Source organism: Mangrovibacter yixingensis, assembly GCF_020523985.1.
Classification (GTDB): domain Bacteria; phylum Pseudomonadota; class Gammaproteobacteria; order Enterobacterales; family Enterobacteriaceae; genus Mangrovibacter; species Mangrovibacter yixingensis.
On record NZ_JAIVKM010000006.1, the window covers coordinates 246,612 to 259,276 of the forward strand.

Annotated in this window: 11 protein-coding genes; 5 read left to right on the forward strand and 6 right to left on the reverse strand. The window is 51.5% G+C overall.

Annotated elements, in window-relative coordinates:
• Positions 1-36: 36 nt before the first annotated feature.
• Positions 37-354, reverse strand: a complete 318-nt coding sequence (locus tag LC084_RS18145) for a YsaB family lipoprotein (protein ID WP_226572625.1) — start codon at positions 352-354, stop codon at positions 37-39.
• 248 nt (positions 355-602) lie between these two features.
• On the opposite strand from LC084_RS18145, the gene LC084_RS18150 reads away from it, so the two are divergent.
• Positions 603-1,598, forward strand: coding sequence for an acyltransferase (locus LC084_RS18150; protein ID WP_226572629.1), 996 nt, complete (start codon positions 603-605; stop codon positions 1,596-1,598).
• Here the strand turns inward: LC084_RS18150 and LC084_RS18155 are convergent.
• The 4 genes from LC084_RS18155 to xylA all read right to left on the reverse strand — a co-directional run bounded on the left by LC084_RS18155 (position 1,561) and on the right by xylA (position 6,170).
• Positions 1,561-2,514 carry a GlxA family transcriptional regulator gene (locus LC084_RS18155; RefSeq protein WP_226572631.1) on the reverse strand — a complete coding sequence of 318 codons (954 nt, stop codon included), beginning with the start codon at positions 2,512-2,514 and terminating at the stop codon, positions 1,561-1,563. The two genes, LC084_RS18150 and LC084_RS18155, sit on opposite strands and share 38 nt — an antisense overlap.
• 8 nt (positions 2,515-2,522) lie before the next feature.
• Positions 2,523-3,074: an isochorismatase family protein gene (locus LC084_RS18160; protein ID WP_226572699.1), complete on the reverse strand. Its 552-nt coding sequence runs from the start codon at positions 3,072-3,074 to the stop codon at positions 2,523-2,525.
• Between the two features lie 189 nt (positions 3,075-3,263).
• The gene (gene xylB / locus LC084_RS18165; protein WP_226572700.1) at positions 3,264-4,718 is read right to left on the reverse strand and encodes a xylulokinase; all 1,455 of its coding nucleotides are present in this window, start codon (positions 4,716-4,718) and stop codon (positions 3,264-3,266) included.
• Between the two features lie 129 nt (positions 4,719-4,847).
• Positions 4,848-6,170 (reverse strand): xylose isomerase, encoded by a 1,323-nt coding sequence (gene xylA / locus LC084_RS18170; RefSeq protein ID WP_226572632.1) that lies wholly within the window; start codon positions 6,168-6,170, stop codon positions 4,848-4,850.
• Between the two features lie 369 nt (positions 6,171-6,539).
• On the opposite strand from xylA, the gene xylF reads away from it, so the two are divergent.
• From xylF to xylR, 4 genes are all read left to right on the forward strand, one after another.
• Entirely contained in the window at positions 6,540-7,535 is a 996-nt protein-coding gene (xylF, locus tag LC084_RS18175) for a D-xylose ABC transporter substrate-binding protein (RefSeq protein ID WP_226572633.1), read from the forward strand.
• Between the two features lie 65 nt (positions 7,536-7,600).
• Positions 7,601-9,142 (forward strand): xylose ABC transporter ATP-binding protein, encoded by a 1,542-nt coding sequence (locus tag LC084_RS18180; protein WP_226572634.1) that lies wholly within the window; start codon positions 7,601-7,603, stop codon positions 9,140-9,142.
• Positions 9,120-10,301, forward strand: coding sequence for a xylose ABC transporter permease XylH (xylH, locus tag LC084_RS18185; protein ID WP_226572635.1), 1,182 nt, complete (start codon positions 9,120-9,122; stop codon positions 10,299-10,301). The genes LC084_RS18180 and xylH overlap by 23 nt, the downstream gene beginning before the upstream one ends.
• A gap of 101 nt (positions 10,302-10,402) precedes the next feature.
• Complete coding sequence (xylR, locus tag LC084_RS18190) at positions 10,403-11,578, forward strand: D-xylose utilization transcriptional activator XylR (protein WP_226572636.1); 1,176 nt, start codon at positions 10,403-10,405, stop codon at positions 11,576-11,578.
• Between the two features lie 80 nt (positions 11,579-11,658).
• On the opposite strand, the gene LC084_RS18195 is transcribed toward xylR, so the two are convergent.
• Positions 11,659-12,480 carry a protein bax gene (locus LC084_RS18195; RefSeq protein ID WP_226572637.1) on the reverse strand — a complete coding sequence of 274 codons (822 nt, stop codon included), beginning with the start codon at positions 12,478-12,480 and terminating at the stop codon, positions 11,659-11,661.
• Positions 12,481-12,665: the final 185 nt, after the last annotated feature.

Sequence of the window (12,665 nt, forward strand, 5' to 3'; positions counted from 1 at the left end):
ACCATTTATGCGCATTTTTCCTGCTTAACTGCGCAATCAACGCATAGATAACGACATAAACTTTCCGGTATCGTCAAAGGTGCAGGTAAAACGCTCACGACGTTGGGTAGCGCCACGAATTTCATAGCTGCGCTGAAAGGCTTCCGGGGCATCGAACGTAACAGTACCCACCCGAGTGTTATAGCGCCAGGCTACCTGGTCACGGCACTGTGACGTCATGTCTTCTACAGAAGCTGGCGTAGAGTGGCGAGCTGATGTGTGGTGGGGGCGAGAGGCGTTCTGGCATCCTGCTAACAACAGGCAAGCAGGCAGCAGCAAACCTGCCACATGCCAGCGAAAAGGAACAATCATCATAAATTCTGTATCAAATGTTTTTGCGTGTGACGCGCCGCATACCACCATGCAAATACCGGAACGTTAGGTACAGTTAGCCGCGGGCTGGGTTTTCTACCCAGTCACATCAATATGTTAGTAATAACTTATCAGTTTGCAGGGCGATGTTGGCTGATGCAAGACTTGCACCAGAAACTCGGTTTTTTCCTGGAGGCAAAGCCCACCTCAACCAACACACTGGCTCTACATGCATAGAAACTGAGGACCGGATGAATCAAAAAGTCGCCTGGATTGACAACTTGCGCGGTATTGCCTGCCTGATGGTTATTGTTATTCACACCACAACCTGGTATCTCACCAATGTAGATAAAGTCAGCATGATGACCTGGGATGTCGCGAATGTTCTGAACTCTGCATCAAGGGTATGTGTGCCGTTATTTTTTATGATTTCGGGTTACCTGTTCTTTGGTGAACGCAGCGCCCAACCAAGGCATATTGCCCGCCTGTTTTTGTGCCTGGTGTTTTACAGCGCCATTGCGCTTCTTTATATGAGCACACTCACGCGCATTAACGCCTGGCAGGCATGGCTGCATATTCTACAAAAGCCCGTGTTCTATCACTTATGGTTTTTCTACGCGCTGTTCGTGATTTACCTGATGTCTCCATTAATCAACGCCCGGCAAGTCAGTGCACCAGTGCTGATTCTGCTGGTTGCCGTGCTAGGTGTTATTGCCAACCCGAATATGCTGTCCGTTTATGGCTGGCATACCCGCCTGTTGCCTGTCGACCTCTATATTCAGGGAGATGTGTTCTACTACATTTTGTACGGTGTGCTGGGTTATTCGCTCGGGCAGGTACAAACTGAACGGGGTTGGGTTACCTTGCTGGCACTGGCAGGTTTTATCGCCTGCGTCGTCGGGATTATTAAAGGGACACAACATGCCTTACATACTCATGGCGATTTCGCAGACACCTGGTATCGTTATGCCAGCCCGCTGGTGCTGCTTGCCGCAATTAGCCTGTTTATTCTGGTAAAAAATACCCTGAGCAGCGGCCCGGTGCCTGGCCTTGCTACCATTGCACGCTATTCACTGGGTATTTATGGTTTCCACGCCTTTTTCATCCATTTTCTGCGCACACGGGATATCGAAATAACCCGTTATCCACTGCTGGACATGCTGTGGATATTCAGTGCGACACTGGCTGGCAGCCTGGTTCTGGCAACCGTTACTCAGTGGGTGGACCGTAAGCGGTGGGTGAGTTAGCCGGTACACGGAGTAATGCCCGCTGCCATTGGCGGCGGGACGAAAAACCCGCCTTAAGCGCCACCTGCTCACCATGCAACCCCTGGCGCAGGTATTGATCTGCCAACGCCAGGCGTAATTGTTCAATATAATCCCGCACGGTAACGCCAAGGTGTTCATGAAATAAACGCGCAAGATGGCGGGCGCTGACATGAACCTGTTCCGCAAGAATGGAAACCGACCAGGCTTGTTGAGGGGCTGAAGACAATAAATCTTGTGCCAGGTGCAGTGCCGGGTGAAGGTGGTTGCGGTAACGCAACCAGGGCGAAAGTTGTGGGTCATCTCCGGCGCGCCGGAACCACACCACCATTTCACGGGCGACTTCCAACGCCTGATGCGGGCCACACAGGTGGCTGATTAAATGCAGGCTTACATCAATACCCGAGGTAATTCCGGCACTGGTCCAGACACCCCGGTCAACAACAAAAATCCGGTTAGTTTTAACCTGTGCATCCGGTGCCGCCTGCTTCAGGCGCGCAATAACATCATGGTGAGTGGTGCACTGGCGCTGGTGCAATAACCCGGCTCTGGCTGCCATTAATGCCCCGGAACAAATACATAACAGCGCTAATTGCTGGTGATGAATAGCCGGTTGCTGGCGAGTCAGCCAACGGCGCACTTGTTCAGCCTCTGGGGTAGAAAAATTGCGGGACGAATCTGCCACACCGGGTATCACCAGTAAGCTGCCAGGCGGCAGGGTATCTGGCAATGGCGCAATACCGCCCAGTGTCAGCCCAATGGAACTGACTACTTCAGGTTGCGGCCCGATATAGTGCAAACGGAACGCTTCCCCCGCCAGCCCAAAGGTTTCAGCCGGGCCAGTTAAATCCAAAGCCAGCACCCCAGGTAGCACCACAAACCAGACATCCACTGCCATAGTTACCCTCACTCTTGCCTGGTTAAACCCGCCAGGCACTGTTCAACGGTGCTGATGGTGGCAAACCGGCCGGTTAACACCGTTTCAGTTCGGTGGTGTAACACATCGCTGCTCAGCGTAACCCCTTGCCACGTCATAGCAAATGTCAGAGTAGCTTCACTGACAAATGTCACCTGGTACCCAAGGTCAGATGCTACTCGGGCCGTGGTTTCACAGCACTGTTCAGTTCGCATACCACAGATAATCACATGGCCAATATTCTGGCGACGCAGCCAGTTATCCAGCCCGGTATCAGTAAATGCATTATGCACATGTTTATGAAAAGTTGCGGCGGGTTTATGGGTTAGAAACGGCATCGGTGTGACAAAACCGGACTTAATTGAGAATGGCCCGCTTTCATCGACATGGAAAATATCTACCACCGGAATTTGGCGTTCAGTACAACCCGAAATCAGCATATTCATGTTCCGGGAAAAATCAGCAAAATGGCTGTCCTCCCAGAAATCACGCTGGAAAAAGGAACATTGGGTATCGATATTCAGTAATGCGCTGCGTGTCATGGTCATTCGCCTCATTTGGAAACCTGACGCTATTCTGGCAAGAAAAAATTGCCCGGCGAATACCAAAAACGGACAGAACAGGGGTACGAGCGGACAAACGGGAAACAGGAGCAGAGCCAGCATAAAAAAACGGCGGCACAGGGCTGAATTCGCCCGGCACCGCCGGTTATGCTCAGAAGGCTTGCAGAGTCACACCATCAGTGGCGCAAGCTGCTGGTAAATCTGGCGGAAGGTTTCCCTGCGCGCCGCATACTGCTGGTTACGCGGTACATCCGGGTGGTGGCGCTGCTCCAGGGGTAACTGCGGCAATAATGCCGTTAACGGCGCATTAGGGCTTAACGCCACCTGCGCCAGCCGTGCCGCCCCGAGAGCCGGGCCAACATCCCCACCAGTGCGGTAATCCAGCACCTGGCCACTGATATCTGCCAGCATCTGCCGCCAGTAAGGGCTGCGGGCACCACCACCAATCAGGGTGATGCTTTCCGGGCGCAGTCCGCAACTGTGCACCACATCCATACCATCCGCCAGGGCATACCCCACACCTTCCAGCACCGCCCGCGCCAACTCCGCCGGGCCATGTTGGTGTGTCAGGCCAAAAAAGACACCTTTGGCAGCAGGATTATTATGGGGGGTACGTTCGCCGGAAAGATAAGGTAAGAACCACAGCGCACCTGCCGTGCCATCGGCCTGTTCTGCCGCAGCCAGCAAAGCAGGAACTGAAGGCTGCCCGGTTAATTTTGCCGCCCAGTCCAGGCAGGAAGCAGCACTCAGCATGACTGACATTAAGTGCCAGCGTTCCGGCAATGCGTGGCAAAAACTGTGCACCGCACTTTCTGGTTTACTCAGGAAACCGTCACTGACAGCAAAGTAAACCCCGGAAGTGCCTAACGACAACATAGCCTGCCCGGCATCCACCATACCAACCCCAACAGCCCCTGCGGCGTTGTCACCACCACCAGCAACGACCGGTACCACCGGCATGTGCCAGGCGTCGGCGAGGCCAGCATGAAGTTCACCAGTCATCTCATTGCCTTCATACAGTGCAGGCATGTTATCGCGTGTCAGGCCGCAGGCAGCCAGCAGCTCATCACTCCAGTCGCGCCGTGCAACATCCAGCCACATAGTCCCTGCGGCATCAGACATATCGCTGGCATAATCACCAGTCATACACAAGCGCAAATAATCTTTGGGTAACAGTACCTTGTCTATCTGGCGGAAGATTTCCGGCTCGTGATTTTTCACCCACAACAGCTTGGGTGCAGTAAAGCCGGGCATCATCAGGTTGCCGGTGATTTTGCGGGAATCAGGCACTGCCTGCTCCAGTTGCATACACTCAGCAGCACAACGCCCATCGTTCCACAGAATTGCCGGGCGCAGGATGTTTTGTTGATTATCCAGCAACGTTGCGCCGTGCATTTGCCCGGTCAGGCCGATTGCTTTTACACCCTGCAAAGAGTGCTGCCGGCCTAATGCTTTCATCGCCCGGTCGGTTGCCGCCCACCATTGCAGGGGATCCTGTTCCGACCACAACGGGTGTGGCCGCGACACTGCCAGCGACTCGGTTTGGGTTGCTAACAGGGCTCCGTCTTCACTTAATAAAATGGCTTTAACGCCGGATGTACCTAAATCAATACCAATATACATTTGCGCCACACCCTCCCGGCAATAAACAGCGTGCATAGCCCCGACAGGCAGATAACACAGAGGATACGCCAGCACACACCGCGTATCCTCTTACCTGTTTATCGGGGCGCTTTCTGTCCGCCCTGGCCCTTAACGGTCAAACAACCAGGTATTCACCAGATTTTCCAGCAGTTCCTGGTGGCCGCTTTGATGCTGTGGTGCCAGGTTATGCTGCGTTGCATATTGTGCAATTTGCTCAAGGCTAAGCTGGCCTTTCAATACTTGCTGGCCGAACTCGCTATTCCAGCCTGAGTAGCGTTTCGCAACGCGTTTATCCAGCTCACCATCTTCCACCATGCGCGCCGCTACTTTCAGTGCCAGCGCCATGGTATCCATGGCACCAATGTGGCCATAGAACAAATCATATTTATCGGTGCTCTGGCGGCGTACTTTGGCATCAAAGTTCAGGCCGCCCGTGGTAAAGCCACCCGCTTTGATAATTTCATACATCACCAGCGCATTCTCTTCCACACTGTTCGGGAATTGGTCAGTATCCCAGCCCAGTTGGGCATCGCCACGGTTAGCATCCACCGAACCGAAAATCCCCAGCGCAATGGCTGAAGCGATTTCATGATGGAAACTGTGACCAGCCAGCGTGGCATGGTTTGCTTCAATGTTAACTTTGATCTCTTTTTCCAGACCAAACTGTTTGAGGAAGCCATACACCGTCGCCACGTCGTAGTCGTACTGGTGCTTGGTAGGTTCCTGTGGTTTGGGTTCAATCAGCAATGTGCCCTGGAAGCCGATTTTATGTTTATGCTCCACGACCATTTGCATAAAGCGGCCAATTTGTTCGCGCTCCTGGCGTAAGTCTGTGTTGAGCAGGGTTTCGTAACCTTCACGCCCACCCCACAACACATAGTTTTCGCCGCCTAGTTTGTGCGTGGCATTCATGGCATTAACAACCTGTGTGGCGGCCCAGGCGAAGACTTCCGGGTCCGGGTTAGTAGCCGCACCTGCACCGTAACGCGGGTTGGTAAAGCAGTTTGCGGTACCCCACAACAATTTCACGCCACTCTGTTGCTGTTTTTCCGCCAGCACGTCAACCATTTGCTGGAAATTACTCTGGTAGGTTTTCAGCGAATCGCCTTCCGACACCACATCCACATCGTGAAAGCAGTAGTAAGGCACGCCCAGTTTTTGGAAAAATTCAAAGGCAACATCGGCTTTCTGGCGCGCCACAGCCAGCGCATCGCCAGGATGCTGCCACGGGCGGTCAAACGCGCCCACGCCGAACATATCTGCGCCATTCCAGCAGAAGGTGTGCCAGTAGCAGGCAGCAAAGCGCAAGTGATCTTCCATGCGCTTACCTAATACAAGCTCATCAGGGTTATAGTGGCGAAATGCCAGAGGATTAGTGGTTTTAGAGCCTTCGTAACGCACCCGTTCAAGTTGGTCGAAATAAGCTTGCATAGTGAACTCCGTAATCAAGTAAAGGAGGTTTAACAACCATGCATTCATCCTGGTTACTCCAGGCCGCTTCCTCAATTACGTTATTTCACACTGCGATTAAGAGAATACCCAACTGTGCGCCACCTCTCAAAATACCACTTTGTTAAAACATTCGAATCACTTTCTATTTTCAAATGAAAACATAATTATGGCGAATATATGAAACAGGATCTCCATCATAAAACCAACAATTAAACCAAAAAACATAATAGCAAGATAAAAATAGATAATTGCAAGGTTGCGCCTGCACGATAACAATTCCCCTCGTCTGCAGATGTTAATTATTCTTTAAATCCCTCAATCCTACATAAACAAACAGGCATCAAGACCATGAAGATAAAGAACATTTTACTAACAATCTGTGCTTCCGTACTGCTCACTACCAGCCTTAACAGCCTGGCAAAAGAGATAAAAATCGGCATGGCTATTGACGATTTGCGCCTGGAACGCTGGCAAAAAGATCGCGATATCTTTGTTAAAAAAGCAGAATCTCTTGGTGCATCTGTATTTGTTCAATCTGCTAATGGGAATGAAGAAACACAGATGTCACAAATTGAAAATATGATAAATCGCGGTGTGGATGTCCTGGTCATTATTCCTTACAACGGGCAAGTCTTAAGCAACGTAGTTGCCGAAGCCAAACAAGAAGGCATTAAAGTTTTGGCTTATGACCGTATGATTAATAATGCCGATATTGATTTTTATATTTCATTTGATAATGAAAAAGTAGGAGAACTACAGGCACAAAGCCTGGTCGATAAAGTGCCCCAAGGTAATTATTTTCTGATGGGTGGTTCTCCAGTAGATAATAATGCCAAATTGTTCCGCGCCGGGCAGATGAAGGTATTAAAACCCTTTATTGATAGTGGAAAAATTCACATTGTTGGCGACCAGTGGGTGGATGGCTGGCTACCGGAAAATGCCCTGAAAATTATGGAAAATGCGCTAACAGCCAACAAAAACAATATTAATGCCGTGGTTGCCTCCAATGATGCTACCGCAGGCGGTGCCATTCAGGCTCTCGCCGCGCAGGGGCTGGCAGGTAAAGTCGCCATTTCCGGGCAGGACGCAGACCTGGCTGCAGTGAAGCGTATCGTCGCTGGCACACAAACTATGACGGTTTACAAACCTATCACCCAACTGGCAAATACCGCGGCAGAAATTGCTGTTGAGCTGGGTAATGGTAAACAGCCAGAATCAAACGCCACATTAAACAACGGCACAAAAGATGTGCCTTCCCGTTTATTAACACCAATCCCGGTCAATAAAAGCAATATTGAAGACACAGTCATAAAAGACGGTTTCCACAAACAAAGCGATCTCTGAACGCCGGGCCCGCGCTTGCGCGGGTAACCGCTCTTGCCTGAAGAAGTGTATCGAGGAGCAGCGTTATGCCTTATTTGCTGGAAATGAAAAATATTACCAAGGCGTTCGGTACGGTAAAGGCCGTGGATAACGTCAGCCTGGCACTCAACGCCGGTGAAATTATGTCGTTGTGCGGGGAAAACGGTTCCGGGAAATCCACATTAATGAAAGTGTTGTGTGGCATTTATCCCCACCCTGGCTGGCAGGGTGAAATCTGGTTTGCTGGCGAACAACTTAAACCCGCCCATATCCGCGACACCGAACAGAAAGGGATTGCCATCATTCACCAGGAACTGGCGCTGGTTAAGCACCTGACCGTACTGGAAAACATCTTTTTGGGGAATGAGATCACTCAGCATGGCGTAATGGATTACGACACGATGACGGTCAAATGTGAAAAATTACTCAACCAGGTGAGCCTGGCTATCTCTCCACATACCCGAGTAGGGGATTTGGGGTTAGGCCAGCAACAACTGGTCGAAATTGCCAAAGCCCTGAACAAACAAGTGCGACTGCTGATTCTGGACGAACCCACAGCATCACTGACTGAGCAGGAAACTGCCATTTTACTGGGGATAATCCGCGACCTGCAAAATCACGGTATCGCCTGTATTTATATCTCCCACAAACTTAATGAAGTCAAAGCGATATCTGACACCATTTGTGTGATTCGCGACGGGCAGCATATTGCCACCCGCGATGCCAGCCAGGTAGAAGAAAACGACATTATTGCCATGATGGTAGGCCGGGAACTCACGGCGCTTTACCCCAGTGAACCTCACCAAACCGGTGAAGAAGTCTTACGGGTTGAACACCTTACCGCCTGGCACCCGGTTAACCGCCATATTAAGCGGGTGAATGATATTTCCTTCAGCCTGCACAAAGGCGAAATACTGGGTATCGCCGGGCTGGTTGGCGCAGGGCGAACCGAAGCCGTGCAGTGCCTGTTTGGTGTCTGGCCCGGCCGCTGGCAGGGCGATATTTTTATTGAAGGGAACAAAGTGGCGATTCGCCGCTGCGAGCAGGCCATTGCCCACGGTATCGCAATGGTGCCGGAAGACCGGAAAAAAGATGGCATCGTGCCGGTCATGGCGGTAGGGCAAAACATTACCCTGGCAGCTCTCAACCAGTTTTCAGGCAAGCTGACTACGCTGAATGATGCTGCGGAGCAACACTGTGTAGAGCAATCAATCCAACGCCTTAAGGTGAAAACCTCGTCCCCGGAATTAGCCATTGGCCGGTTAAGCGGTGGTAACCAACAAAAGGCGATTATTGCCCGCTGCCTGCTGCTCAACCCTCGAATCCTGATCCTGGATGAACCCACCCGCGGCATTGATATCGGCGCCAAATATGAAATCTACAAGCTGATTAACCACCTGGTGCAACAGGGTATCGCCGTCATTGTTATCTCATCTGAACTGCCTGAAGTGCTCGGCCTGAGTGACCGGGTACTGGTCATGCATGAAGGGCAACTCAAAGCTAACCTGGTTAACCATAACCTGACGCAGGAGCAGGTAATGGAAGCCGCACTGAGGAGCGACCACCATGTCGAAAAGCAACTCGTCTGAAATAAAACTCACGGCGCCGGGTTCATCCCCTTTTTCGGGGCTGAAGTCACTGAACCTGCAAGTCTTTGTCATGATTGCCGCCATTATCGTCATCATGCTGTTCTTTACCGCCATGACTGATGGCGCATATTTGAGTGCCCGTAATATCTCCAACCTGTTACGCCAGACTGCCATTACCGGTATCCTGGCGGTCGGGATGGTGTTTGTGATTATCTCGGCGGAAATTGATTTGTCCGTCGGCTCCATGATGGGCCTGCTGGGCGGTGTAGCAGCTATTTGTGATGTCTGGTTGGGCTGGCCTCTGCCACTGACAATTATCACTACGCTGGTGCTGGGCCTGTTGCTGGGCGCATGGAACGGGTGGTGGGTGGCCTACCGCAAAGTGCCATCATTTATTGTTACCCTGGCCGGTATGCTGGCTTTTCGCGGCATACTGATTGGTATCACTAACGGGACAACTGTTGCCCCCACCAGCCATGCCATGTCGCAAATCGGCCAGAGCTATTTGCCCGACGGTATTGGCTTTACCTGCGGAGCCCTGGGGCTGATGGCGTTTATCGCCTGGCAGTGGCGCGGGCGTATGCGCCGCCAGTCTATGGGCCTCGGCGTGCCAGCATCGGCCTCTGCGGTGGGCCGCCAGGCATTTACCGCCATTATTGTGCTGGGAGCCATTTGGCTGCTTAACGATTACCGTGGCGTGCCAACGCCCGTACTGTTACTTACCCTGCTACTGCTGGCGGGCATGTTTATGGCAACCCGCACGGCTTTTGGCCGCCGGATTTACGCAATTGGCGGCAACCTGGAAGCCGCACGCCTGTCCGGTATCAATGTTGAGCGCACCAAAATGGCTGTATTTGCCATTAATGGCCTGATGGTGGCGGTGGCAGGGCTTATCCTCAGCTCAAGGCTCGGAGCTGGCTCACCCTCCGCCGGGAATATTGCTGAGCTTGATGCCATTGCAGCCTGTGTTATTGGCGGCACCAGCCTGGCAGGTGGGATTGGCAGTGTGGCAGGCGCGGTGATGGGGGCATTTATTATGTCTGCGCTCGATAACGGTATGAGCATGATGGATGTGCCAACATTCTGGCAGTACATCGTCAAAGGGGCCATTTTACTGCTGGCTGTTTGGATGGATTCGGCAACGAAACGCCGGGCATAAATTTATTAATCTGCAAAAGATCACACAAAGCCTGGGCATTCCCCCCGGCTTTGTGCGTCTTGTGGTATTCAGGGAATGACTTATCACCAGGAACAACAAACATGTTTGAGAAACGTCATCGCATTACGTTGTTATTCAATGCCAATAAGGCCTACGACCGCCAGGTCGTGGAAGGCGTGGGCGAATATCTGCAGGCCTCTCAATCTGAATGGGATATTTTTATCGAAGAGGATTTCCGTACCCGTATCGATAATATTAAAGACTGCCTGGGCGATGGTGTCATCGCTGACTTCGACGACCCGGAAATTGAAACATTACTGGCCGGAACCACGGTACCCATTGTGGGCGTGGGTGGCTCTTACCATGACCCGGCGCAGTACCCGCCAGTGCATTATATTGCCACGGATAACTACGCACTGGTGGAACAGGCTTTCCTGCACCTTAAAGAACGGGGGGTGAACCGTTTTGCTTTTTATGGTTTGCCTGCGTCCAGCGGCAAGCGCTGGGCTGTTGAGCGGGAATATGCCTTTCGCCAGTTGGTACAAAAAGAGCAATACCGCGGTGTGATTTACCAGGGGCTGGAAACTGCGCCAGAAAACTGGCAACACGCACAGAACAGGCTGGCAGACTGGTTACAAACCCTGCCGCCACAAACCGGGATTATTGCTGTTACAGACGCCCGCGCCCGCCACCTTCTCCAGGCCTGTGAACACCTGCATATTCCAGTGCCGGAAAAATTGTGTGTCATTGGCATTGATAACGAAGAGCTGACACGTTATTTGTCGCGTGTGGGGTTGTCTTCCGTTGCCCAGGGAACCCGGCAAATGGGTTACCAGGCAGCCCGGGTTCTTCACCGCCTGCTCGCCCACGAAACACCGCCCTTGCAACGTATTCTGGTGCCCCCGGTGCGGGTGGTTGCTCGCCGCTCAACCGATTTCCGTTCACTGCATGACCCGGCAGTGATTCAGGCCATGCATTACATTCGCAACCATGCCTGCAAGGGAATCAAAGTAGAGCAAGTGCTGGATGCGGTCGGCATTTCTCGTTCGAACCTGGAAAAACGCTTTAAAGAAGAAGTGGGGGAAACTATCCACGCAGTGATTCACAGTGAAAAGTTGGAAAAAGCCCGGACGTTGCTGATTTCAACCAGCCTGTCGATTAACGAAATATCCCAGGTATGTGGTTACCCGTCACTACAGTATTTCTATTCAGTATTTAAAAAGGGCTACGACACCACACCTAAAGAGTACCGGGATGTGCACAGCGAAATGTGCTGACAAGAAATGATAACGGGAATAAAAAACGCCAGCCCACATTGCAGAGAGGCTGGCGTTGTCAGAGCCGTTTTTACTGGTTATCAGTAAGTATTCAGCAACTGCTTGTTACTCTGGAACATAGCAAACAGGTAGTTGTTATAACTGCTGCCCTTGGTGGAGTAACCTTCCAGTTTGTGAATCATGTTCGCGGCCGTTAATTCCTGGTCTGCCCGGCGTAATTGCGAGCGGGACTTACGGAATGAGGCATAAGCCGGGTGCGTATTCAGATTATTCACATACGCCTGCACGGATTCATCAACAGACGAAAACTGTGAATACCCTTTCACCTTCCCTTTGCCACCTGAGCAACTGCGACCACACTTCATACCGAACAGGTTATTATTCACACGCGCCAGTTTTGATGTCCCCCAGCCGCTTTCTGCCGCAGCCATGGTTGCCACCATATTGGTCGGGATAATATCAACGCGGTCCAGCAGCGTATTCCACGGCACACGCCGCGTATCACCACGCCATGACACATTGTACTGGCGAACCAGCCCTTTCAGGCGAGTGCGTTCAGCAGCCGTCCAGTGACCGGCATAGCGTTTTTGCTGTAACCATTCACGGTCAGCAAGAATTACGTCATTCTGGCGGTTGATATACGGCATTACAGTCCGGAGAAATGCTTTCTTTCTTGCTGCTCCGGAAGGGTATTTTCGCAAATCAGGAAGTGAACTGCTTGCACTATTGCGAGAATACTCTTTTTTACTACTAACCGCCTGCTTACTGCCATGAACCTTTGTTACATGGGGCTTATGATTCGTTGTTGTTTCATGTTTCTTTGCCAAAACCCCGCCGGAAAATCCCAGGGTGAAACACATCAGAATCGTCGCCCCGTATCGTCGTATACGTGTCGACATCATCAGGTCTCCAGGTCGGATATCATCTCTCCAACACCTTATTTTTTAAAATAAATAAACAATCAGCAGCAAATTGTAGCAAAAATAGCGCAATTTTGCACCTTTCGGGAATAGTACAAATCTGAAAGGTTGTTATGAGGAATAATCTTATCGCAGAAAAAAATAGGGAAAAAATGGCGGCAGTTCGC

Bases quoted from the DNA above. Each gene is read 5' to 3' on its own strand.
- LC084_RS18160 (WP_226572699.1), bottom strand. From the start codon at position 3,074: ATGACACGCAGCGCATTACTGAATATCGATACCCAATGTTCCTTTTTC.
- xylR (WP_226572636.1), top strand. From the start codon at position 10,403: ATGTTTGAGAAACGTCATCGCATTACGTTGTTATTCAATGCCAATAAG.
- xylA (WP_226572632.1), bottom strand. From the start codon at position 6,170: ATGCAAGCTTATTTCGACCAACTTGAACGGGTGCGTTACGAAGGCTCT.
- LC084_RS18145 (WP_226572625.1), bottom strand. From the start codon at position 354: ATGATGATTGTTCCTTTTCGCTGGCATGTGGCAGGTTTGCTGCTGCCT.
- xylH (WP_226572635.1), top strand. From the start codon at position 9,120: ATGTCGAAAAGCAACTCGTCTGAAATAAAACTCACGGCGCCGGGTTCA.
- xylF (WP_226572633.1), top strand. From the start codon at position 6,540: ATGAAGATAAAGAACATTTTACTAACAATCTGTGCTTCCGTACTGCTC.
- LC084_RS18155 (WP_226572631.1), bottom strand. From the start codon at position 2,514: ATGGCAGTGGATGTCTGGTTTGTGGTGCTACCTGGGGTGCTGGCTTTG.
- LC084_RS18195 (WP_226572637.1), bottom strand. From the start codon at position 12,480: ATGATGTCGACACGTATACGACGATACGGGGCGACGATTCTGATGTGT.
- xylB (WP_226572700.1), bottom strand. From the start codon at position 4,718: ATGTATATTGGTATTGATTTAGGTACATCCGGCGTTAAAGCCATTTTA.
- LC084_RS18150 (WP_226572629.1), top strand. From the start codon at position 603: ATGAATCAAAAAGTCGCCTGGATTGACAACTTGCGCGGTATTGCCTGC.
- LC084_RS18180 (WP_226572634.1), top strand. From the start codon at position 7,601: ATGCCTTATTTGCTGGAAATGAAAAATATTACCAAGGCGTTCGGTACG.